Source organism: Gemmata palustris (assembly GCF_017939745.1).
Lineage (GTDB): Bacteria > Planctomycetota > Planctomycetia > Gemmatales > Gemmataceae > Gemmata > Gemmata palustris.
This window is the reverse complement of the sequence record NZ_JAGKQQ010000001.1, coordinates 7,036,659-7,060,133: the sequence shown is the minus strand read 5'-3', so window position 1 is coordinate 7,060,133 and position 23,475 is coordinate 7,036,659. Positions and strand designations below refer to the sequence as shown.

The window sequence follows — 23,475 nt, the reverse complement described above, 5'->3', positions numbered from 1 at the left end:
ACGCGCCTCCACAGGTCGGAGGCCTGCGCCACGGAATTCCGACCGAAACGAGCCGCGACCGCAAGGGAGCGGGAATCGCCGCAGTTTTTACGTGATCACCAGCCAAACATCTGGGGGCCATCGTCCCGCTCCCTTGCGGTCGCGGCTCGTTTAAAACCCTCATTCGATCAGGGCGTGGGCCACTAACACCGATCTTCGGTCACCACTTCAACTCGAGACCGAACTGGACGCCGTTGATCGCCAGGTCGGACTGCTTGAATAGCGGGCGGGGCCGGTACTGGCCCGAGAACCCCAAGGGCAGCGCGTTCGGCACGAACGTGAGATCGACCACGTGGTCGATCTGGTCGCCCGGCCGAATCACGTTCGACCAGTAGAGGAAGTTGTACCCCGCGAACACGCGGAAGTTCGGCGTGACCGAGTACCCGAGATTCAGGGTTAGCTCCGGCGCCACGCTGAAGCGGTCGCGCGAGAACTTGCCGATGTTCGTGCCGGCCGCGAGCAGCCCGCCGTTGTTGAACACCGCTTGAGGGCCGCCCGGCTGCTGGCGCGTCTGGAAGCCGCTGATCTCCAGAATCTGGTGCGTGGCGCCGAGCGCGACCGACCCGCGCGCTTCCAAGTCCCAGCGGCCCCAGCGCCGGTCGTAGACTGCGCCGACTTGTGCCCCGTGGAACTGGTTCCGCGTCGCGAAGCGGTCCTGCACCACGATCTGCGTGCCGATCGGGTCGGGGATCACGAGCCGGTTCCCGCCGGACCCGATCACGGTGATGTTTTCGGTAATCGCGAGGCTCTCGCGCAAGTTGAGGTGCCGGTAACCCGCGAACATTTCGGACCGCGAATCGCAGGTGTTTTTCCAGCACCAGCGCGCGTTCACGTCCGCGCCCCACAACTGGCTGTCCGCCTGAACGCCGAGCGACCCGCGCAAGATCCCGGGCACCGCGACTGCTTCGCCGTTCTCACCGAGCGCCTGATTCGTGCCCGGAACCAGGTTGGGCACGAAAACCGGGCGCGTGATGAGCGGGAACCGGTCCGGGCTGAATGTGACGGAGTCCGACTTGTTACCCAGGAAGAAGAACCCGCCATCAATGCCGCACGATTGGCTCTCGTCCAACCACGCGCCGGCGCGGATGCGGAACCCGCTGCGGGTGCTGTCGAGGAAGGCCCCGGGGCCGAGGAGCGAGGTCGTTCCGGGTTCGCCGAGGTAGCCGTTCAGGGCGGTGTTCGCATTGGTCGTGCCGAGCACCGGCGTCGCGAACCCCGGCATCCACCACAGCAGATACTCGCCGCGCACGAAGTACCGGTTCATCGGCCCGTTCGCGCCGTCGTCGAGGCTCAGGTCGCGCGAGTGGCGGCCGGCCAACTCGCTGAGCGGCGGGTAGTCGCGCGAGAGCCGGATCGGTTGGGAGCCGAATGTGCCGTTCTTGGACGTCTCGAACGCCCCGGCCGGGTACATCAGTTCCGCGGGCGCGGGCTGGAGCACCGGAAAGGGGGACGGAGGGTCTTCCTGCCAGACCGGGCGCGGGTCCACCGGGCGCGGCGTGGGGAGCGGGGTCGCCTGCGGGTCGACCCCGTTCCACGACGGCTGATTGAACGGCGGTTGCGGCGGGCGCATCGTCGGCGGGTCGCTCGCCCGCGGGACCGGGAGCGGGTTCGCGGGCGCTCCCGAGTCGGGTTGCGGCGCGGGCGGTTGAGTCACCGCGCGCATGGGGGGCGGTTCCGACGCGCCCGGCTGCGGGACATCCGGTACCTGTATTGGCGGGAGCGCGGGAGCCGGACCGACATCGCCGATGCCGCTGGTCCGCGGCCCGATCATTCCGGGCGGTTCCGGCGGCCACTTCGTCTGCCGCGGGGCTACGTTCCCCGGTAACGGCTGAGGTTGTGGCACGGGCGCGAAAGGCGGAACGACGGAATCGGGTTCGGCCCGCCCGCTCGTTTGCTTAATAGTTGGCGCGACCGGCTGCTGGGCCGGCAACCAGATCGGACCTTCGTCCTTGATCGGCGCTTTGCGGAGCGCTGGTGGCAGCAAAGCCGGTGCCCCCGCCGGCACCACACCCGAAGACGGATCGGTCGCGCCGAGCGGGCGCCAATCGCCGTCGGCGGCCAGCGCCGACCCCGCGGTTAGCGCCAGGCCCAGACCGATCGCTTTCACCCCGAAGCGCTTCATATCCGCCCCCGAACACGGTTCACTCAGTTGATTCGGTCGGGCGGCGGCACAACCCGCAAACTTTCTCGGATCGTTCCCGAACGATTTTCGCGCAAATGCCACCCTGTTTACCGATTCCCGCCAAATTCACGCGACTAGCGCCGTGCCGTAATCAGGGTTGACATTAATGAGTCAGTTTGGGATGTGCCGTGCTGCGGGAGTGTCGGAGGGCTTAGTGTGAGTGGAACCTCAACAATGCGTGTGCCGCGCGGAAGCTGGCGAATGTGGGGGGCGGTGATCGTGCTCTTGGCGGTCAACACCCCGGCGCACGCATTCTACTGGTACGGTTGGCCCGGCAGTCTGCTGCCACCGAACGAGAGGCTGACCCCGCCACCCCCACCGGGCGAGCCCGAAACGCCCAATCCGCCGGTCGGTCCGCCGGTCCCGGTGGACAAGCCGCCGATCGGCCCGCCTCAACACACGCCCGAACCGTCCACGGGGCTGATCGGGTTGCTGGGGTTCGGAGCACTCGCGGCTGCGAAGAAATGGCGGAAGCGGCCAACGGCTTGAAGAAAAACAAAGCACAGAGGGCCGGGGATTTGATCCCCGGCCCTCTGTGCCTTGGCGAACGGCCGGTGCTGTGCTTAGACAGGATGAAGAAGCCGCACGAAACGCGGTTCTGAATCCGGTTGATCCTGTTTAAACACCTTCCGTGCAAATGCGGAAGTGATGACTAAACATAATGCTCACCGGCCGCGCTATCAGTAACCCACCTGGGCACGGAGCGAACAACGGAAATCAGTTCACGCGACCGGGTTCGGCCTGGCTTTTCCAGGCACAGGTTGACACGTTCCTGGCGCTAACCTTCGATCCGCGCCCTGACTGGGTTCCCATTCGCGTCGACGTCCGTGACGAGGTTGTGGCCCCAATAAAAGCGGTCTTGGTCACCCCAGTACAGGCCAGCCTCGCCATCCGAATCGAAGTTAATGGAAGCGAGCTGTAACAAGTTGGTGATGTCCTCAACGGTCATGGCTTCTTCCGAATTCCAGCGGCCGCTTTCCACTTGCTCGGCGGTCCAACGTCGATACTGGAGCTCCCTACTCCAAATTCGCTCCAGCCAGTCGGGGACATGCATTAACGCCGCCTCGGGTGGGTCGCCCTCACCTGAAATGAAGATATCGACCGGATGGTCAGGCTCCAGATCGATTCTGCCGACCCACCACGCAAGTTTGTCATCCCATTCCAGGAAGCCGAGTGTGGGGTGGTGAAGCGAGCCAGCCATTCCCCCACCTCTCTTGCCGAACTCGTGTGTAGTTTGACCGACCTATCATCCCCGAACGTTGCGGTCGTTGCAATCTATCGCCGAAGGCCAGCGTACCACTTCTCCATTTGGCGGGAGCTATTTAGACACAGCACCGGCCGGCTCACACCGGCCGTTCGCCCAATACGGCCTCGACACTCACACGGATGCGCGGCGGCTCCGATACCGTTACGCGGCCCGGCGCACGGTTTGGCGCAGGTAACTGGTACACACATCGACCACGCGCTCTTGTTGCGCCTCGGTGATCTCCGGGAAGATCGGCAGCGCGAGCACCCCGCCGGCCGATTCTTCGCTGGTCGGGAAGTCGCCGGTGCGGTACCCCAGGTACTTGAAGCACTCCTGTTGGTGCAGGCTGAGCGGGTAGTACACTTCCACGCCCACGCCGTTCTCTTTCAGGTACTTCACGAGCGCGTCGCGGTGGTTCGACGGCACGCGGACGACGTACTGGTTGTACGTGTGCCGGCGGTCGGGCATTGCGATGGGGCGCCGCATGAACCCGTGCAGGTTCGCGCGCTCGAGCAGCGAATCGTAGCGCTTCGCGGCGGTCTCGCGCGCGGTCAGCCAGGTCGCGACGTGCGGCAGTTTCACCCGGAGCACCGCGGCGTGGACCGCGTCGAGCCGCATGTTGTAGCCGATGTACTTGTGGTAATACTTCACCTCCGAGCCGTGAACGCGGAGGGCGCGGAGCTTCTTGTCGATGGCCGGGTCGTTGGTGGTCACGAGCCCCGCGTCGCCGAGCGCGCCGAGGTTCTTCGTGGGGTAGAAGCTCATGCAGCCCACGATCCCCAGCGTCCCACAGCGCGTCCCGCGGTACTCGCTGCCGAACGACTGCGCCGCGTCCTCGACCACGTAGAGCTGCCGGTCCCCGGCGATCTGCCAGATGGCGTCCATGTCGCAGCACTGGCCGAACAGGTGGACGGGCATGATCGCCCGGGTGCGCGAGGTGATCTTGGCTTCGATCTGGCCCGGGTCGAGGTTGAACGTGATCGGGTCGACGTCCACGAACACCGGGGTCGCGCCGATCCGGGCGACCGCGCTCGCGGAGGCGAAAAAGGTGAACGGCGGGACGATCACTTCGTCGCCCGGGCCGATGTCGAGCGCCCGCAGCGCGAGCACCAGGGCGTCGGTCCCGGACCCGCACCCGATCCCGAACTGGGCGCCGCAGAACTGGGCGGCCTCCTGCTCGAAGGCGGCCACTTCCGGCCCCAGGATCGCTTGCCCGGAGCCGAGCACGCGCAGCACCGCCGCGTTGATCTCCTCTTTCAGCGAGTTGTACTGGGCTTGAATATCGCACAGCGGAACAGGGGCCGGGGCTGATGCTGAAACGGAAGAAGTCGGTTTCACGTAGACGCCTCCATGCGCCGCGAAAGTCGGTCTCGGTCGCGATCCGGGGTTGACGAAAGCGTCCTATCCCTACGTTACTGGAGGTGAACGTGTCAAGCCGGCTTGCCCAGCCGCACGGAGGACGAGGACGCATGACGACCGCATTGACACAGAAAGTTCCCGCGACCGGGAAGCCCGCCGAAACGCTGGCCGAGATCGCGCCACTGCTCGCGCCGCTGTTGGAGCGCGTGGCGGCCGACCCGAACGCGCGGGTCGCGCTGCTGGAACAGTTGCTGGGCGTGAACGCCTGTCGGCAGATCGGAATTTACCCGATCCCGCCGGGGTTCAAGCTCTCGGTGGTGATCCCGGTGTACAACGAGGAGCGCTGGCTCGGGGAGCTGGTGCGCCGCGTGCAGGCCGTCGAGATCCCCAAAGAGCTGATCCTGGTCAACGACTTCTCGACGGACGGGACGCCCGCGATCCTCGCCCAACTGGAGAAGCAGTACGACAACGTGCGCGTGTTCCACCAGCCCAAGAACATGGGCAAGGGCGCGGCACTCCGCGAGGGCTTCAAGCACTGCACCGGCGACCTGGTGGTCGTGCAGGACGCGGACTGGGAGTACGACCCGGCCGAGTACCCGAAGCTGATCCAGCCGATCCTCGACGGGCGCGCCGACGTGGTGATCGGGTCGCGGTTCATCGGCGAGAGCCACCGGGTGCTGTACTACTGGCACTCGGTCGGCAACAAGGTGCTCACGACGCTCTCGAACTGGTGTACCAACCTGAACCTGACCGACATGGAGACGTGCTACAAGGTCTTCAAGCGCGAAGTGATTCAGGGCATGACGCTGAAAAGCAACCGCTTCGGGTTCGAGCCCGAGGTGACCGCGAAGATCGCGCGCAAGCGCAAGGGCCAGCCCCCGTGGCGCATCTACGAGGTGCCGATCAGCTACTCCGGGCGCACCTACGAAGAGGGCAAGAAGATCGGCATGAAGGACGGGTTCCAGGCCCTCTACTGCATCATCCGCTACTGGCTCGCGGACTGACCCGGTGAACCCCGCAAGCCCCGGGTACACAGGGCTTCCGCCCTGTGCTACGGACGCCGTCCCCTTGTATGTTTCGTAAACCGAAGAGTGGTGGGGTAGGCCGCACGCCCCTTGGGAGTGAAATCCCGTCCCGGAGCAAGGACCACCCCACAACTCTCGCACCCTCGCAGCCCGAACAGGCGCGTGGACCCCAACCGGATTCGCAAGGCCGGGCCGAACGGGTGCATCGGGGCACCACCATGACGACCGCATGTTTCGTGGGGATCGATGTCTCCAAGGATCATCTCGACCTCCACGCGCGGCCCGACGGATCGGCCGCGCGCTACACCAACGACCCGACCGGTATTGCGGCCCTACTCGCGCGCGTGGGCGAACGGGCGCCCGAGCGCATCGTCCTCGAAGCCACCGGGGGGTTCGAGGGCGCGGTGGCCGCGGCCCTCGCCGCGGCCGGGCACCCCGTGGCCGTCGTCAACCCGCGCCAGGTACGGGACTTCGCCCGGGCCACCGGCAAGTTCGCCAAGACCGACGCCATCGACGCCGCGGTACTGGCCCATTTCGCCGAGGCCATCCGACCCGAGGTCCGGGCGCTCCCCGGTGCCGAGGCCGTGGCCCTCGCGGGTCTCGTGGACCGGCGCCGCCAGCTGTTGGAGATGCGCACCGCGGAGGCCAACCGCCTGGCCCTGGCGACCGCGCGCGTGGCGACGAGCGTGCGGGCCCACATCGCGTGGCTCTCGAAGCAACTGGACCAGGTCGACAAGGAACTGGCCGAGCTCATTGAAGCGCGTCCGGTGTGGCGCGCCAAGGACGACCTGCTCCAAGGGGTTCCGGGCATCGGACCGGTCGTGAGCCGGGTGCTGGTGAGCGAGCTCCCGGAGCTGGGAACGCTCTCGAACAAGCGGATCGCGTCGCTCGTGGGCGTGGCCCCGATGAGCCGCGACAGTGGCCGGATGTCGGGCACCCGTTCGATCGCCGGCGGGCGCGCGGGCGTTCGGAGCGGCCTGTACATGGCGATCCTCTCGGCCGTGCGGTACAACGAGCCGATCCGCGCGTTCTATCAGAAGCGGCGAAAGGCGGGTAAAGCGATCAAGGTCGCGCAGGTGGCGGCGATGCGCAAGCTCCTCGTCATCCTTAATGCCATGATCCGCGACAACAAACCGTGGACCCCGAACGTCGCCACCGCCTAATCGCGTGTTTTTCCCTTGACCTCCAACACAGGCGCTCCGGGGCGAAGATCGGAACCATCAATGCGTTTCCGCCCCGGAGGGGCCGGCGTTTGTAGCACAGGGCGGAAGCCCTGTGTGTGTTTTGGGCTAGCGTCATTTCCTCGGTTCGCCTATTACCCCGCTCCCCCAAAGCCTCTGGTGCAGTGAGAGAGGCTCTCCTTGAGTGGAGCGGAGCATGATTCGCGTCCGGTTACTTTTGGCGGTGGCGTCCGTGTTCGCGATGGCGGCCCCCGCGCTCGCACAGCCGGCGGTCGCGTTCGACGACGCGGGCCTGCACGCGGTTCAGTTCGTGGACGCGAGCGAGGGCTGGGCGTGCGGCGACGACGGCGCCATTTGGCACTCGATGGACGGCGGGGCCAAGTGGGAGCGCCAGAAGACCGGCACGCGGGCCAGTCTCCGCGGGATTCACTTTGTGAACATGTCCACCGGCTGGGCGGTCGGCCGCATCGATACCCCCGCGGGGTCGGTCGGCGTGATGCTGAAGACGACCGATAGCGGGAACCGGTGGGCCGAGGTCGGCACGAACGTGATGCCGGGGCTGCACGCGGTCCGCTTCCTGGACGAAAAGAACGGCTTCGCGTGCGGCGACGGTTCCGATGCGTTCCCCACCGGCATGTTCACCACCACCGACGGCGGGGTGAGTTGGGAGCCGGCAAAAGGGCCGCGTCTGCCATCGTCACGCAGCGCGGACGTCCTGATGCCGGCGAAAGATATCATCGTCGCGGGCGCGTGGGGCAAGTTGGGCACAGTGAACGGCAGCACCTACCGCGAAGCGGAACTCGACCCGCTCGGCGGGCGCGGCATTCACAGCGTCGCCTGTGCTACCGACGGAGCCAAGTCAGGAGCAACCGCGTTCGCCGCGTGCGACGGCGGCGCGGTCCTCACGAGCAGCGACGGCGGGCGCAAGTGGGGCTTCGTGAACCTCGGGCTGCCGGCCACGGCGCTCGCGTCGTGCGATTTCCGTTGTGTGGCGGCCTTCGGCACACACGTGTGGGTCGCGGGTCGGCCGGGCGGGTTCGTGCTGCACAGCGCGGACCTCGGCAAAACCTGGGACGTGCAGAAGACCGAACTGAGCGTGCCCGTGAACGGCATGCACTTCGTCAGCGAGAAGGAAGGCTGGCTCGTCGGCGACCTCGGCTGCATCATCGGCACCGTCGACGGCGGAAAATCGTGGAAGGTGCAACGGGCCGGTGGTCAGCGTGCCGCAGCTCTGTTCCTGCACTCTAGCAGCAAGAACACGCCGCTCGACGTGGTGGCCACGCTCGGTGCGGCCGACGGCTACCTGTGTGCCTCGACGAGTCTAATGAACGCGGACCCGGTAACGTCCGACCCGAAGCGCGCGAGCGACGGGCTGCGGGCACGGTCCGCGATGCGCCTGGCGGGTGGCGCTGCGGTTGAAAGCGCGTGGGCGTTCCCGCTGTCCGCGCACGCGACCGGGTTGCCGCCGCGCGAGCTGCTCGCGACCTGGGACCGCGCCCACGGCGGCAAGGCGAACGAGCAACTGCTGCGGCACGCGGTGCTGGCGATCCGCACGTGGCAGCCGGACGTGATCGTGTGCGACCTCTTCGCGACCGACACCTCCCCGGCCGACGCTCTCGCGCTCAACGCGGCGAAGGAAGCCTTCAAGCAGGCCGCCGACGCGAACTGCTTCCCGGAACAGCTCACTACACTCGGGCTGAAGCCGTGGGCCGCGAAAAAGCTCTACGCGCTCGCACTCGACCCGAAAACCGCGGCCGTGAAGCTCGACCAGAGCGTGTTCAGCAACCGGCTCAACGATTCGCCGAGGGACTTCGCCGAGGCCGCGAGTCGCGTTCTCGCGGGTGACAGCGCCGTCATCGATCGCCGCTGCTTCGTGCTGGTCACGCACCGGCTGCAAGGCGCGGAGGGGCACGCCAACCTGATGGACGGCGTCACGCTCGCGCCGGGCGGAACGGCGCGCCGAAACGTCCCCACGAACTTCGACCCGGCGGCCGCGGCCGAGAAGCAAAAGGCCGTGCAGTCGCGCCGCAACCTCGAATCGCTCGCCAACATCGGCGACGCGGAATTCGGCGGCGTGGACAAGCTGATGGGCTCGCTCAACACCGAACTCAAGAAGATGCCGGACGACGTCGCGGCGCGGACCGCGTTCGGGGTCGGGTCGCGGCTGGCGCGCGAGGGCAAGTGGGTCGAGGCGCGCGAGGTGTTCGGCATTCTCACCATTAACTACCCCGGGCACCCGCTCTCGGTGGAAGCGTTCCGCTGGCTGACGCGCTACCACGCGAGCACCGAGGCCCGGCGCCGGACCGAGATCCAGCAAAAGATGCTGCTGAGGACCGTCACGTTCGAGGCCAACGGTGGGGGCAACATCAAGCCCGCGAGCGGGACGACCACCACCGTGGGTGGCGCGAACGTGGAAGAGGATCACTACAAGTTCTACAGCCCGAACATGATCCTGAAGTGGCACCAGGCCTGTCTCGAGCTGGAGCCGAAACTGGCCGCGTTCGGTCCGGTTTACAGCCGCGACCCGGCTTCGTGGCTGTGCTTCCTCACCGCGCGCAAACAGGTCGGGCGCCACAACGACGCGGACACGTTCATCAACGACTACTTTAAGCAAGCGCCCGCGGCCGTGACCGCGGCCCCGGGGCTCGATTTGTGGCGCGACTGCCTCGCGGCGGAACTGTGGCTCGTGAACCCCGTTGCGATCCCGACCCCGCCCAAGGCGCTCGCGTACTGCCGGCTCACCGAGACGCGCCCCATGCTCGACGGCAAACTCGACGACGACTGCTGGAAGACCGCGAAGGTGATGAAGCTCAGCGCGACCGCGGCGTCCGACAAGCCGGATGAGGTGAAGGCGTTCGGCGAGCAGTACCGCACGGAGAGCATGTTCACCTACGACGACCGCTACCTGTACATCGGGGTGAAGTGCGCCCACCCGCTCGGCAAGAAGGTGGAGCCGGCCGCGAAGCGGACCCGCGACGCCGACCTAAACGGCCGCGACCGCGTGGACGTCCTGCTCGACATGGACCGCGACTACCAAACGTACTACCGCTTCCAGATCGACCACCGCGGGTGCCTGGCGGAAGACTGCTGGGGCGATAAGAGCTGGAACCCGAAGTACCACGTCGCGTTCCACGCGACCGACAGCGGGTGGACGGCGGAGGTCGCGATCCCGCTCGTGGAACTGACCGGCGACAAGCCCGCGCACGGTAAAACGTGGGCGATGAACGTGTCGCGCATCATCCCGGGCGCCGGTGTGCAGTCGTGGAGCGGCCCCGCCGATAACGACCCGCGCCCCGAAGGGATGGGGTTGCTCCAGTTCCGTGCGGACAAGTAAGAGTCGCGTGCCAATCAAGAAGGCTCACCAGATATGGTGGGCCTTCTTTCGTTCGTGAGCGCCCGAATCGCGGGTTACGCTTCCAGGGCTTTGCGCTTCTCGCCGATGAACGTGAGGTGGTGCGGGATGTGATTGATCGCCAGTTGAATTACCTTCTCCAGCGTTTGCAGCCCGCGCTTGTTGTGATTGCCGGTCAGTTGGAGCTGCTCCGGGGTCAGCCCGCGGATGATGCGCGCCATCTGTTTGCGGGTCACTTCGATTAGCGTCAGTTCTTCCGCCACGTCGCGCCGGGTGTACCCCAATTCTTTCGCGAGCAGTGTTTCGTCCGCGCTCATCAGGAGCGGCACTTCACTGGCCAGCGCGATGATTCGTTTCATGCGGTCCGCGAGGATCGACTCGAAATCGCTGATGTGGCAGACGACTTCCAGCGTGCTCCACTTGTTCGCGACCGGGCGCGCGGCGAGTTGTTCGCGGGTCAGGTCCGCGACCGCGGCGCGGACCTGTGCGGCGCCGGCGAGGTACTGGTCGGCCAGTTCTTGAGGGGAAGACATCGGTCCGGTTCCAAAGCTTGGGTGAAAAGTCAGTCGCTCCGCGGTGTTGTACCGCGCGAAGGGGGAGGGCTTTCAATACCGGGTCGGCGCCTTTGGAGCGCCGACCCGCGGCACTTATCTGGAACCATCAGCGCGGGTTCTTGGATCAAACGTTTGACATCGACTCGCGGTTCTGTCATCCTGACTTTTATGCGGGCTCAACATTCCGCCCGCCCGATACACAATTAGGGCCGGGTGGGTTGGCGGGTCGGCGTTTCGGTAATACCATCTCCCCCGAAGCGCTAGAAACCGAATACTCGCGCGGCGGATATCACCTCAGGGTTCCCGAATGCCCGAACCCCCTCGTACCGGCGATGCCGTTCTTGCACTCGTGCGACGCGCCGAGGTCGCGGACGATGATGCGCTCGCCGGATTTCTCACCAAATCCGGGCCGATCCCGTCGACCGCGCCCGATACCGCGACGCGGCTCATTCAAGCGGGCATCCTCACGCCCTTTCAAGCCAAACTCATCCTTCAGGGGAAGCACAAGGGGTTCAAACTCGGGCCGTACCGCATCCTGAACCAGATCGGGGCGGGCGGGATGGGGACCGTGTACCTCGCGGAACACGCCGCGCTCCGGCGCCGCGTCGCGCTGAAAGTCTTGCCGGGCAAGCAGGCCCTCGACCCGGCGAACGTGGAGCGCTTTTACCAGGAGGCCCGCGCCGCCGCGACCCTCGACCACCCGAACATCGTTCACGCCTACGACGTCGCGTGCGACCGGGGCACGTACTTCCTGGTGTTCGAGTACATCGACGGCGAGACCCTCGACCGATTGCTCGCCGTGCGCGGGCGGCTCCCCGTCGGGCAGGCCGTGAGCTACGTGGTTCAAGCCGCGGCGGGGCTCCAGCACGCCCACGACAAGGGCGTCGCCCACCGCGACATCAAGCCCGCCAACCTGCTCGTGGGGCGTGACGGGATCGTGAAGGTTCTCGACCTCGGCCTCGCGGACTTCTTTGAAGATTCCGGTACGAAACTCGCGCGGAACGGCGGCGCGATGGGCACGACCGACTACGTTTCCCCGGAGCAGCTCCGCGGCTGCGCCGATGCCGACCACCGGGCGGACATCTACAACCTCGGAGCCACGCTCTACCACCTGCTCACCGGCCAGCCGCCCTTCACCGGGACGACCGCGGCGAAGATGATCGCGCACCAGTTGTCGCCCGTTCCGCCGGCACACGACGTCTGCGACGACGTGCCCGAAGCGCTGTCCCAGGTCGTCGAGATCATGCTCGCGAAGGACCCGGCCGACCGCTACCAGACGGCCGCCGAAGCGGTCCAGGCGCTCTTACCGTTCATGAACACCCCCGACCGCAGCGGCATGGCGTCCGGGCGGCTCCCTCCGCTCGCCGCGGCCGCCGTCCAGGAGAGCACCGCGGGGTTGGAAGTGGGGCCGATCCTCGAAGCGATCAACACCGCCGACGCACTCGCGCGGGCACAGCGCACCACGCGCCTGGCCGTGATGGGCATGATCGCGGGCATTCTGTTCGGGATCATTTCGCTCGGGGCCGCACTCGTGATGTGCCACTGACGACACGCTCATCGCACCCACACTTGCCTTCTCACCATCACCCTGGTGAGGAGGCACCTCGCTCATCGCGCACCGCCATTTCGCTAAATCCGCGCGCTCGCGCATTCCGCGCGAATTCGCCCGCCCCCGGTAGCCGATACAAATCGGTCGTTCTGTCTCCGGGGTGCGAAATGGACTTCGCGTTCTCTCGTCGTGGGCTGATTCAGGGTGCGGCCGCTGTGGGCGGCGCCTTGGCCGCGAATGCCGCAAGTGCAGGCCCCATTGCGCACGTCCGAGAAGCGCGGCACCCGGGGTGGGTGTTCGGTCGCATGACCGGCGCCGAAGCCCTGTGTGCGGCACTGCTTGCGGAGAACGTCGGGTGCGTGTACGGCATTCCCGGCGCGCAGGAAAACGAACTGTGGGACACCTTCAAAGAAAAGGGCATCCCGTACCTGCTCGTGACCCACGAGTTCTCCGCCGCGTGCATGGCCGACGGCTACGCACGCAGCACCGGGAAACCCGGCGTGCTGTGCGTCGTTCCCGGCCCCGGCGTGACGAATTCGTTGACAGGCTTAGGCGAAGCACTGCTGGACTCCTCACCGCTCGTGGCAATCGTCGGCGATGTGGCGAACGGCGAGAAGGCGAAGCCGTTTCAGGTTCACGCGCTGAACCAGGTCGAGTTACTCAAGCCGGTGTGCAAGTGCGTGTACGCCGTGCAGACCGTCGAGCAGATCGCCGCAGCGGTACGACAGGCGTTCGTCACCGCGACACAGGGCGAACCGGGGCCGGTCGCGGTGGTGGTGCCGTACAACCTGTTCATCGAGGCTCACGACTTCCGCACCCCGCCGCCCGCGGTTCCGGCCCCGCCCTTTGATGACGCCGCGTTCGAGCGGGCGCTGCCGTTCCTGGCGGACAAGAAGCACCGCGTCGGCATCTACGCCGGGGTAGGCTGCATGGCCTCCAGCGCCGAACTCGCGGCCGTCGCGGAAATGCTCCAGGCGCCCGTTGCGACGAGCGTCTCGGGGCGCGGGGTCATCAGCGATTCGCACCCGCTCGCGGTCGGATGGGGCTTCGGCCCGCACGCCAGCGAAGTCGCGGAGACGGTGTTCGCCGGCGAGAAGAAGCACCCGCTGAAATCGGGCGTCGATACGCTACTCGCGATCGGGGTGAAGTTCAGCGAAGTCTCGACGGGCTATTACGGTAACCCGCAACCCAAACACGTCGTTCACGTTGACGCGAACCCGTGCAACCTCGGGCGCATTCTGAAGACGGACGTGTGCGTCCACGCGGACGCGGGCGTTTTCCTCGGTCGTCTGCTGGCGTGCGGCGACAGGCTCCGGCGCGCGGACGACAAGTGGCTCGTGAACCACATTCGCACCCTGAAGACCGACGCCGCGAAAGAACTCTGCAACATCCCGCAACCGAAGTGCGGCGTCGACCCACTCGCGACCGTCGCCGCGCTCCGCAAGGTGCTGCCGGACGACGCGCTGCTCTTCACCGATGTGAGCGTGACGGAGCATCTCGCGGCCGAGCACTTCCGCGTGTGCCACCCGCGCACGTACTTCAACCCGGTCGACAATCAGGCGATGGGGTGGAGCGTGCCGGCCGCACTCGGCGCGCAGCGGGTTCATTACGGGAAGACGGTCGCGACGCTCACCGGCGACGGGTGCCTGCTCATGAGCGCGATGGAAATCACCACCGCGGCGCGCGAGCACCTGCCGGTAAAGTTCGTGATTCTCGACGACCAAGCGTATCACTACATGCAGATGCTGCAAAAACCCGCGTACCTGCGGACCACGGCCACGATCCTCACGCGCCTCGACTACAAGGCACTCGCCCAGGCGTTCGGCGTGGGTTACGTGGAGATCAATTCGCACGCGGAACTGGAAGCGAAGCTGCGCGGCGCGGTGTGTTACGACGGACCGGTTCTGGTTCGCGTGCTGACTGACTACAGTAAGCGCAAGGTGCGGTGGGTGGACGCGGTGCGGGCGCGGTACACGAAGGAACTGACCGCGGCGCAGAAGGCGCGGTTCCTGGCCCGCATCGGCTCGCGCGCGATCCAGTTGGACAAGAAGAACGATTAACACCACAAGCGGGTGCGCGATGTCCGAAGACGATTACACTCCACCTTCGACCGCTCCCACCCTCTCCCTGTCGCCGGGAACAGGCGCGGGAATCGCCGGTCTGGTGATCGGCTGCACGCTGTTGCTCTCCGCGTGCGTGTTGATGGTGTTTAACGTGATCCTGTTCGTCCAGGGCATGCGCGACGTCCCGCGCGACCTCGCGCAATGCGGCGGGTTGATCGGAACAACGGGGGGCGCGGTTCTCGGCTTGATCTCGGTAGGTATCAGCGTTCGGGGGTGGGACGCGACCCGTCGGAGCGGTGAATCCAGTGTGCTGGGTTTTGCGGCGTTCGCGGCGAGTGTTGTTGGGCTCGGCGCGTGGCTGATTGCGGGGATCGACCTGATGATGATTCTGCTCAAGTAGAACGGCACCCAAACAACAACCGGCCGACCCGTGCCGGCCGCGTCCAACAAGAATCATCCGAACAGCAAGAGAACGTTCCACGGTGGGGTCTTCTCGAACTCGCACCCGAGTTCGTAATAGTTCGTGTTCTTGCGGCAACTGCGGACGATGACCGTGACGAACCCGATGGTGTCCGGGGCGTCCACCGCACGAACCTGGACCGTCGTCCCGGGCGGTACAGCCGACTGGGTCGCGAGCTTCAAGCCCCCGGTCGATCGATCAATGACGTACCCGTCACCGGCCCCGTTGCGGAACGTGTTCGAGGCGAGCAGCACCCGGACCGGCTGGCCCTCGCGCCGCACCGCCCCCCGGCGGTCCGCGTAGGATTGCTCCGGCGGCGCCCAACTGAGCGCTTTCTCACCGGTGAGAGCGTTAGCGCTGGCGGGCGCAAGTTTGGCCGGATCGAGGGCCCCGCGGCGCCGGGCGGCGATTACCACCAGGAACGTGAGCACCAATAGCGCGACGAACCCGCCGACCACGATCGGCAGATTCCCGGTGGCCCAAACTTTGGCCCCCTCGAGCATTTCGACGAACGACATTTTCCGGCCCCAGGAACAACCCGTCCCTTCACTTGATCTGATAACTGACTCTAGCACGCGGGGGGTGTGTTGCAAAAAACAGGCACGATCTGCCCTATCGAAAGCTTCCGAACCATTACCCGCAGTCTTCCCAATCCGAACTATTTTTCCGAATTCTTCAAGAACCAGGAACTTCACACGGCCTGCTCGCATTCTGACAGAAAGTGCGCGTGGACTGAGCGACTCGTTCGGGTGACGCGGTTCCATGCAAGTAAATTCCGACGCGGGAATCGCGTATTTCCCTCGCTAAAATTGAAATTGCCGTGTGATTTTGTCGTGCGGCATTCGGGTTGCATTCATATTCATTGACGGCCAGTCTTCAGTTCAACCGCTGACCGATGCTGAAGTGTTTCGCTCACCGAGCGCGATTCGAGCGTGCCGGGGGTTCGGCGTTAGCGTCTTGCCGTCGCGTGATCTAATGGTTACGATGCCCCTGCGCGGGGCCGATGGGACTTGAGGATCGTTAGGCCCGTGATTTTCGGTAGCGTGGAGCTGCCGTACACGCTTTCCAGGGCAGGTGACGCCGTGCAACCGCTATTCGATGCCATATCACCCAACGCCGTTCGCTCCGATCAAGAGGTCGTCGAACTGGCCCTGTTGTTGCCGCTGTGGCAGGCGATGGAACTGGAAGCCGCGGCCAGCCGGCGCGGAATGACCACCGGGCAAATGCTCCGGCGCGTCATCGGTGAACTGCTCGCCTCGCAGCCGGCCGTGGCCGCTTCCTGACCACGTTGACCGCCTCCGCACGCCTCTTCCCCGGCCACTCACGCTCGCCCGGGGAAACACCTCGATTGCCACAATTCCACGCATTGGAAGCCAATTACGTTCGCGGGGTGCCGTCACCTGCGCGGAAGTTCGCCAGTACGCGTTCAATAAACGGTCGGCTCACTGAGTAGAATTTGTCGAACGTGGCGCGGTTCACCGTGTACACCTCGACGCGAGTCAGCGCACGCACGGTCGCGTTCCGAGGCTGGTCCATGAGGAGCGCGACTTCACCGAAGTACCTCCCCGCACCCATTTCTGTGAGCTTTTGAGTCGCTCCTCCGACCTCGCGCGACACGTCCACGGTGCCGCGCCGGATCAGGTAGAACTTGCTCTCCGCGTTCACCGCGTCGCCCTGGCGCACGATGACCTGTCCCGGTTCGTAGACTTCGACACAGCCGGGCTTTGCGGCGAGGTGGTCCGGGCGCACCGGGTCGTTCGGGTGAACGCCGATCAGGACCGAATCGGCGATCTTTTCCTGCTCTTCGGGCAGAACCGCGGCGAACGCCGGACTCTGGCGCAGGCCCTCTCGCACGAACAGGCGCTCCGCGACGACCACGTTCGACTCGATCCGGCCGCGTTCCATGTGAACGATGCGGTCGGCCAGATTCATGATGCGCGAATCGTGCGTGACAATCAGGCTGGTAGTGCCGTGTTCTGTGGCGATCTTCTTTAAAAGCGGGATCTGCCAACTTCCGAGCCGCCCGTTCTCGCCGGCTTCTTCGGGCGGGCGCACGAGCCGGCGGAGGTCTTCCTCGGACCGTTGGCGCGCGAGTTCCTGCACCAATGTGACCACCGCGAGTCCGCTATTCGCGTCGAGGGCCGCCGTCGGCTCGTCGGCGAGAACGAGCTTCGGTCGATTGACGAGCGCCCGCGCGATGGCGACGCGCTGCCGTTGACCGCCGGAGAGTTTTGCGGGCTTGTAGTCGAACCGCGACTTCTGCGTGCGCCCTTCCAGGTCTTTTTCGCCGAGGAGCAGGTACGTGAGCACGTCGCGTGCGTCCGCGTCGGGATCGGCTTCGCCGGTCTCTTTCAACCGCTGCGCCATGCGGATGTTCTGCACGCTCGTGAGCGAGTCGAACAAATTGTGTCGCTGAAAAATGAACCCGATGAGCCGGCGAACGTGGACCAGTTCCGGCTCGGGTACGCCCCTCAAGTTGCGGTAACCGCCCAGCCCCGCGTCCCAAACTTCGATCTCGCCTTCTTGCAGCGTGCGCAGCCCGCCGATGAGCGTGAGAATGGTCGTTTTGCCCGACCCGGACGGGCCGCTCATGATGACTAACTCGCCCGGCATCACTTCGAGCGTGTTATCGAAGAGCACCTGCGTGCGCGTGTCGCCGGTACCGAAGTAGTGATTCACCCCACGAATGCGGAGCACCGGTTGACCGGGGAGGGGGAGTTTAGAAGACATCGGCGGGGTCCACCTTCTTCACCTTGCTCACCGCGAGCGCCCCGGACGCGACGCACATCACCACTGTTAACACCATCACCAGCGCGAATCGGGCCGGCGTGAGAATCATCGGCAGCCCGGTAATCTCGCTGAGGACGAGATACATCGCATAGGTCACCGCCACGCCGGGAATGAAGCCCGCTGCGGCGAGGATCAGCGACTCTTGCAGCACGATCCAACTCAGGTATCGGTTCGTGTAGCCGATGGCCTTCAGTGTCGCGTACTCGGGCAGGTGGTCGGCCACGTCGCTCGCGAGAATCTGGTAGCAGATCACCATTCCGACAACAAAGCCCAGGAGCACACCGGCACCGAACGCGAAGCCGATCGGCGTGTTCACCCACCAGAAGCTTTTCTCGCGCGACACCATTTCGTCGCGTGTGAGAACCAGCACATCGCTCCCAGCGGCGAACTTCGATTGCAGCGCCGCCTTCACCCCTTTCACGTCCGCGCCCGGGAGCAACTTCACCACGCCGATGTCCGTTTCCGCCATCGGGCTCGTCGGGTAGTACGGCTCGCGAACCCATTTCTCGAACGTGCGGTCACTCACCACGACGCTGCCGTCGGTGCCGAAATCGAAGCCCATCTCGAAGCCCGCAACGAGCCGGATGTCGCGCCCCGCGAGTTCAGTTCCGGCCCCGGGTTCGAGTTTTCCGAATACCGACTCGCCCGGGTGATTGACCTGGTCCGGGTGCGGTCGGCTCTTGCGGTCATAAAGCGCGGTTCCTGGCGTGTTCAGTTCCTGCCAGTCTTTCGCACTCACGCCGGGTAGGTCGAGTACGTCGGCGTTCGGATCGACGCCGATCACGCGCACCCGCCGCGTGCTGGTGCGCGCGGACGGGTCAGCCGCGGTGTGGCGCAGGGCCGCGATGGAATACTCCACGAACACCGGCGACACGCTCTTCACACCAGCCACGCCCTCGGCTTCCGCGATCCGCCGGCGCGACACGCCCTCGCGGAACAGCAGCGACGCCTTGTTCGGGTTGATGAGTACGATGTCGCCCTTGAGCCGCTCGATGAGCACCGTGTTGCTGTCGAGCATCGCGTTCATGATGCCGTACTGCACGCCCATCAGCACCACCGCGAACCCGACGCCGGACGCGAACAGCGCGAACCGCACCCTGTCGTGGGCAAGGTTCTTCCAGGCCAGGGGAACGGGAGCGGGAGCGGGCATGATTTCCTGGCGAACGGCCGGTGTGAGCCGGCCGGTGAGAACAACGAAAGTACAGCTACTCGTGCAAATTGCACCGGCCGGCTCACACCGGCCGTTCGCCTAGAACAGGTCTGCCGGGTCCGCCGTGTGGACCTTCCGCACGGCTAATAGCCCGGACGCGAGGCACATAAAGCACGTCAGCGCGAGTACGCCCACCGCGGCTCCGAGTGTCATTGCGGTCGGGATGCCGCCGTAGGTGCTCGCCACGAAATACAATCCCAGCGCTGCGATGAAGCCCGGAACGTAACCGAAGACCGCGAGCAACACGGCCTGCCACAACACCACGCCCGTGAGGTACGGCGGGCGGTAGCCGAGTGCTTTTACCGTCGCGTACTCCGGCAGCATGTTGCGGATGTCCGCGGCCATCATCTGGTACACGAAAATGACACCGACCACAATTGCCAGAATCACCGCGACCAACAGGAATTGCCCAATGGAGGTGAGCCGCAACCAGTAGTTGCGCTCGGCCGCGTTGATCTCGGCGCGCGTGTAAACCTTCACATCGGGCGGTAGAGTCGCGCGAAGCTGCTTCTGAACAGCAACCGGGTCGGCGCCCGGCTTCAACTGCACCAATCCGAAATGAACCGCGTCCCGCGGGCGCATCGCGAAGTGCGTGTAAGTCTCTTCGCTGGTCAGCAGCATTCCGTTCCAACTGAACCCGGTACCGAGATCGAACCCGCCCACGACGCTCGCGCGCATGCCGTTTACGCGAACGGCCTCACCCGCGCGTCCGTCGGGAGGAAGTTTCTGAAGTTGATTAACGTCGCCGAAATCCGGCTTGGACCGGCGATCGAGCAGGAACGTGTCGAGCTGCTTCAGTTTGACTCCCGCGCGGGCCGCTTCTTCTTCGGACGCGAACGCGCCGCCCTTCCCCACGGCGAACGTCTTGGCAAGTTGATCCGGCACCGCGGCGACGATGTTGATACTCAACTGCCCGCCCGGTTCGGTACCACCGAACACAGACTCCTGGCGCGGCGCCCGCCAACCCGCGACGCCGAAGGAAACCGGGATCACGTCGTCCACGCCTTCGACCCGGGCCTGTGAAAGTCGCGCCCGCGGGAACTCGGGCGCGCGGCTCAGGTCGAGGTACTCGGACGATGTGATGAGTAAATCGAATTGCAGCTTGTCGTAAAGCATGGTCGCGGTGCGGCCGACGCCGCCGAGCATACCGAGTTCCATGAACACGAGCACGACCGCGAACGCGACCCCGGCCGCGGCGATGAACGTCCGCGTGCGTTTGTGAACCAGGTTCGCCCACGCGAGCCGAAGGGGAGTCATGGCGCCCTTAGTGTGGTCCGCTCGCTCCGCGAGCGGTTCGCGTCGTTATCTCAATCGCGATCACTGACCGGAGTCGGCTACATCCCGCTCGCGGAGCGAGCGGACCACACTAAACTACTTCCCCGGCACGAACGCGACTGTCACTTGCAGCCCGACGAGCCGGCCCGCGTCAGCGGCACTTGCGTCGTCCAGGTGAACGACCACCTCCACCACGCGGCGGTCGGCGTCCTCGCGCGGCCCCATCGCGAACACCTGGTTGCGCGCGATCATGCGCGTGATGTCGGCTTCCGAGCGAACGACGCCTTTTAGTGGCTTCGGCAGGGCCGGGTTCGTGACTTCCGCCGTAACCGGCCCCGAGCGCACCCAACCCGTCAGTCGCTCCACGTCGCTCTCGTACACCTCCGCCACCGCGGTCATCTTGCCGAGGTCCGCGAGTTGAAGGATCGGGTCCACCCCGGTTGGTTGCCCGGTGCGCCCGGTCACCTTCAGTACGATCCCCGATATCGGAGCCTTAATGGTGGTCATTTCGGCCATTTGCTCCGCGAGCGCGACCTTCTCCTCGGAGGACTTGATCGGCGCGCGGGCCAGTGCCTCCTCTAGCTCTGCTTTCGCCGCACCGATCTTCGCCTCGGCCGCCTTCTCCGTCTCTTCGTAGGTGATCCGGGTTTTGTCGCGCGTGGCCTGCGTCGCGGCGAGCTCGGCGTCGGCTTGTGCCTGGAGCAACTCGACCTTCTCGATGTCCTCGTCGGCCACCGTTGTGACTTTGCCTTTCAGTCCCCGCAGGCGTTCTGCCTGTTTCGCGGCAGTCTTCGCTTGCAGAGCGACGGCCTTCAGCTTGGCGTCGAGCGCGGCGAGGTCGCTGACCTTGTTCGCTTTGGCCTGGTTCAGTTCGGCTTCCGCGGCCTGAATCTTCTTCTCGCCCGCCCGCTTGCTCGCGTCCCGCGCGGCCGTTGCTTCGGTGAGTTGCGTGCGGGCCACTTGGACTTCGAGCAACCGGTCCTTGCGGCTCGCGAGTTCGGCAATGGGAGCGCCGGCCACGAGCGGGGCGCCGGTGGGGATCGAGTACATTCGTGCGATGCGATCTCCCGGCGGGCCGTACACGGGAACCACCCCGCCCTCCGGTTGGAGGCGCCCGAGCGCGGTGACGCGGTCGCGCGAAGCGGCCTCGCCGTTCGTGCCCCCGTCGGAGGCGCCGCCCGACTTGTTAGCGCGTCCCGCGAGGAAGTAGCCCGCGATCCCGCCGACCATGAGGGCGGCGGCCACGGCCAGCGCGGTGGTCGATGCGCGCCCGGATCGATGGCTATTGGCGTGCGGCATGTTAGCCCCCGATCGGCTTGACGACTTCGCCCGCGACGAGTCCCCACCAGATGATTTTACAGGTGATGTGAACGGCCTGATCGACGTGCAATGAGTACCACTTCTCGCACTTACCGTAGTCGGTGATCCAGTGAATTACGGTTTCCGCCAGGGCGACGGCCAGGACCACGTTCCAGTCGAAGTTCATCCACCGGAAAATGACCCCGACCGCGGCCCCGTGCAGGAGCGCGTGCGACGTGAGCCAGTAGTACCACGGCACGCTCGCCGCGAGCGGGTTGGTGGACTTCCGGCACTTGCACACCGCCATCGAGTCGTTCTGCAACGAGTAGTCCATCAGCGCGTGCCCGGCGATCAAGAAGAACAGCAGCGCTAACAACATGACGTTCGGTCCGTGGGGTGCCCAATTCTACCACGTTGCCCAGTATCTCACGCGCCGGGCGCGACTGAAACCGGCTTGCGGATTATGCGGCTCACCAGCACAGCCGTTACGAGCAGTCCCGCCGACAGGTAAAACGCCCCGCCCCACTGCCCGGTCCGGTCCTTGATCGAACTGGCCACCAGCGGCACGAAGAACGCGAACCCCCAGCCCACGAACACCAACCCGTAGTTCAGTCCCAGGTTCTTCGGGCCGTAGTAATCGGCCGTCAGCGCGGGGAGCACCGCGAGCGTACCGCCGTACTGCCACGCCATAACCCCGATCACCACGAACAGCAACAGGACGTTTTTCTCCGCGAGTACCCACGGCGCGACCAGGAGGCACGCGGCGGACACCAGACCATTGATCGCGTAAGCGTTGAGCCGCCCGATGCGGTCGGAATACTGCCCGGTCCCAATGCGCCCGATCGCGTTCACCACACCAATAAACGTGACGAGCAGCCACGCACGCTCGGCGAAGTAGCCGGTTTTGCCCGCGGTGTCTGCGAGAAACGTTTTCGCCTTCGAGATGACGAGTAGGCCCGATTGCGCGGACCCGATGAAGAGTAACACGAGCGCATAGAACTGCCACGTGCGGAGCATCTGCCCCGCGCCGAAGTTGGTGGCAGCCAGCTTCGGTCCTTCCACGACGTTGGACGGCGCGGCCGCCACGAACCCGGGCGGGGGAGGACTGAGGAGTTGACCGGCGATCACGACCACGACCGCGAAGAAGATCCCCAATCCCACGAAACTGCCGGTCAATCCGTGGTTCGTGATGAGGTAGTCCGCGAGCGGCGAAATGTAGACGGCCGCGGCCCCGTACCCCGCCACAACCAACCCAACGATCAGCCCGCGCCGGCTGCTGTGGAACCACTTCACCGCCGCGGGCGTCGCCGCGGCGTAGCCCAAACCCATGCCGATTCCACCCAGCACGCCGAATCCGACCACCAGCCCCTCGAAGCTCTTCATGAGGCCGGCGACGATGCACCCGATCGCGAGGAACAACCCGCCGAGCGTGGCCCCGATCTTCGCCCCGTAACGGTCCTGGAGGCGCCCGCCCGGGATCATGAACAGCGCGAACGTGATCCCGCAGACGGCATACGCGACGGTCCCGCGCACGTTATCGAGGTACGTCCACCCCTCGTTCAGCCCGGTCATCGGCTCGCCGGCCCGCGCCTCGTTCACGAGCGCCGCGTTCCACACGCTCCAGCCGTAGAGGATGCCGAGACACAGGTTAACGGCCGTGCCCGCGCCGGTCACCACCCACGCCCGCGCCGGAACCGCCATTCGTTGAGCCTCCGAAATCAACCGCACGATCAATGTCGATGAATGGCACGATAAAGACAGAAGACGGATTGGCCACAAAAAGGCACAAAGGGCACAAAAAAGAGGACAGAGGACAGAGGACAGAAGTCAGGAGGAAGAACCGCGGATAACGCAGATTACGCGGATCAGACAAGAGAATGATTTTTAGCCC

General features: G+C 65.5%; 19 protein-coding genes. 8 read left to right on the top strand and 11 right to left on the bottom strand.

Annotated elements, in window-relative coordinates:
* Positions 1-199: 199 nt before the first annotated feature.
* Positions 200-2,161: a BBP7 family outer membrane beta-barrel protein gene (locus J8F10_RS29290; protein WP_210659994.1), complete on the bottom strand. Its 1,962-nt coding sequence runs from the start codon at positions 2,159-2,161 to the stop codon at positions 200-202.
* A 261-nt stretch (positions 2,162-2,422) separates the two neighbouring features.
* On the opposite strand from J8F10_RS29290, the gene J8F10_RS29285 reads away from it, so the two are divergent.
* A complete protein-coding gene (locus J8F10_RS29285; protein ID WP_246523635.1) occupies positions 2,423-2,710 on the top strand; it encodes a PEP-CTERM sorting domain-containing protein in 288 nt (95 codons plus the stop codon).
* 289 nt (positions 2,711-2,999) lie between these two features.
* Here J8F10_RS29285 and J8F10_RS29280 read toward each other — a convergent pair whose 3' ends face one another.
* Together J8F10_RS29280 and J8F10_RS29275 are read right to left on the bottom strand one after the other, a co-directional pair.
* On the bottom strand, positions 3,000-3,422 hold the full coding sequence (locus J8F10_RS29280) for a DUF2262 domain-containing protein (protein ID WP_210659992.1): 423 nt from the start codon (positions 3,420-3,422) through the stop codon (positions 3,000-3,002).
* Positions 3,423-3,629: 207 nt separating this feature from the next.
* Positions 3,630-4,805, bottom strand: coding sequence for a DegT/DnrJ/EryC1/StrS family aminotransferase (locus J8F10_RS29275; RefSeq protein ID WP_210659991.1), 1,176 nt, complete (start codon positions 4,803-4,805; stop codon positions 3,630-3,632).
* 131 nt (positions 4,806-4,936) lie between these two features.
* On the opposite strand from J8F10_RS29275, the gene J8F10_RS29270 reads away from it, so the two are divergent.
* The 3 genes from J8F10_RS29270 to J8F10_RS29260 all read left to right on the top strand — a co-directional run bounded on the left by J8F10_RS29270 (position 4,937) and on the right by J8F10_RS29260 (position 10,366).
* On the top strand, positions 4,937-5,830 hold the full coding sequence (locus tag J8F10_RS29270; RefSeq protein ID WP_210659990.1) for a glycosyltransferase family 2 protein: 894 nt from the start codon (positions 4,937-4,939) through the stop codon (positions 5,828-5,830).
* A 239-nt stretch (positions 5,831-6,069) separates the two neighbouring features.
* On the top strand, positions 6,070-7,014 hold the full coding sequence (locus tag J8F10_RS29265) for an IS110 family transposase (RefSeq protein ID WP_210652302.1): 945 nt from the start codon (positions 6,070-6,072) through the stop codon (positions 7,012-7,014).
* Between the two features lie 214 nt (positions 7,015-7,228).
* Positions 7,229-10,366 (top strand): YCF48-related protein, encoded by a 3,138-nt coding sequence (locus J8F10_RS29260; protein WP_210659989.1) that lies wholly within the window; start codon positions 7,229-7,231, stop codon positions 10,364-10,366.
* Between the two features lie 74 nt (positions 10,367-10,440).
* On the opposite strand, the gene J8F10_RS29255 is transcribed toward J8F10_RS29260, so the two are convergent.
* Positions 10,441-10,917 carry a DinB family protein gene (locus J8F10_RS29255; RefSeq protein WP_210659987.1) on the bottom strand — a complete coding sequence of 159 codons (477 nt, stop codon included), beginning with the start codon at positions 10,915-10,917 and terminating at the stop codon, positions 10,441-10,443.
* A 328-nt stretch (positions 10,918-11,245) separates the two neighbouring features.
* Between J8F10_RS29255 and J8F10_RS29250 the strand changes: the two genes are divergently transcribed.
* The 3 genes from J8F10_RS29250 (at position 11,246) to J8F10_RS29240 (ending at position 14,950) form a co-directional block, all read left to right on the top strand.
* On the top strand, positions 11,246-12,484 hold the full coding sequence (locus tag J8F10_RS29250; protein ID WP_210659985.1) for a serine/threonine-protein kinase: 1,239 nt from the start codon (positions 11,246-11,248) through the stop codon (positions 12,482-12,484).
* 170 nt (positions 12,485-12,654) lie between these two features.
* The gene (locus tag J8F10_RS29245; protein WP_210659983.1) at positions 12,655-14,547 is read left to right on the top strand and encodes a thiamine pyrophosphate-binding protein; all 1,893 of its coding nucleotides are present in this window, start codon (positions 12,655-12,657) and stop codon (positions 14,545-14,547) included.
* Positions 14,548-14,566: 19 nt separating this feature from the next.
* Positions 14,567-14,950: a hypothetical protein gene (locus J8F10_RS29240; RefSeq protein ID WP_210659982.1), complete on the top strand. Its 384-nt coding sequence runs from the start codon at positions 14,567-14,569 to the stop codon at positions 14,948-14,950.
* Between the two features lie 53 nt (positions 14,951-15,003).
* On the opposite strand, the gene J8F10_RS29235 is transcribed toward J8F10_RS29240, so the two are convergent.
* Complete coding sequence (locus J8F10_RS29235; RefSeq protein WP_210659981.1) at positions 15,004-15,528, bottom strand: PilZ domain-containing protein; 525 nt, start codon at positions 15,526-15,528, stop codon at positions 15,004-15,006.
* 564 nt (positions 15,529-16,092) lie between these two features.
* On the opposite strand from J8F10_RS29235, the gene J8F10_RS29230 reads away from it, so the two are divergent.
* Positions 16,093-16,293: a hypothetical protein gene (locus J8F10_RS29230; protein ID WP_210659980.1), complete on the top strand. Its 201-nt coding sequence runs from the start codon at positions 16,093-16,095 to the stop codon at positions 16,291-16,293.
* Between the two features lie 94 nt (positions 16,294-16,387).
* On the opposite strand, the gene J8F10_RS29225 is transcribed toward J8F10_RS29230, so the two are convergent.
* From J8F10_RS29225 to J8F10_RS29200, 6 genes are all read right to left on the bottom strand, one after another.
* The gene (locus tag J8F10_RS29225; RefSeq protein WP_210659979.1) at positions 16,388-17,740 is read right to left on the bottom strand and encodes an ATP-binding cassette domain-containing protein; all 1,353 of its coding nucleotides are present in this window, start codon (positions 17,738-17,740) and stop codon (positions 16,388-16,390) included.
* Positions 17,730-18,950, bottom strand: a complete 1,221-nt coding sequence (devC, locus tag J8F10_RS29220) for an ABC transporter permease DevC (protein WP_210659978.1) — start codon at positions 18,948-18,950, stop codon at positions 17,730-17,732. The genes J8F10_RS29225 and devC overlap by 11 nt, the downstream gene beginning before the upstream one ends.
* Positions 18,951-19,049: 99 nt before the next feature.
* The gene (locus J8F10_RS29215; RefSeq protein ID WP_210659977.1) at positions 19,050-20,267 is read right to left on the bottom strand and encodes an FtsX-like permease family protein; all 1,218 of its coding nucleotides are present in this window, start codon (positions 20,265-20,267) and stop codon (positions 19,050-19,052) included.
* A gap of 114 nt (positions 20,268-20,381) precedes the next feature.
* Positions 20,382-21,584 (bottom strand): ABC exporter membrane fusion protein, encoded by a 1,203-nt coding sequence (locus J8F10_RS29210; RefSeq protein ID WP_210659976.1) that lies wholly within the window; start codon positions 21,582-21,584, stop codon positions 20,382-20,384.
* A gap of 1 nt (position 21,585) precedes the next feature.
* On the bottom strand, positions 21,586-21,963 hold the full coding sequence (locus tag J8F10_RS29205; protein WP_210659975.1) for a DUF3307 domain-containing protein: 378 nt from the start codon (positions 21,961-21,963) through the stop codon (positions 21,586-21,588).
* A 47-nt stretch (positions 21,964-22,010) separates the two neighbouring features.
* Positions 22,011-23,285 carry an L-lactate MFS transporter gene (locus tag J8F10_RS29200; RefSeq protein WP_210659974.1) on the bottom strand — a complete coding sequence of 425 codons (1,275 nt, stop codon included), beginning with the start codon at positions 23,283-23,285 and terminating at the stop codon, positions 22,011-22,013.
* Positions 23,286-23,475 lie beyond the last annotated feature (190 nt).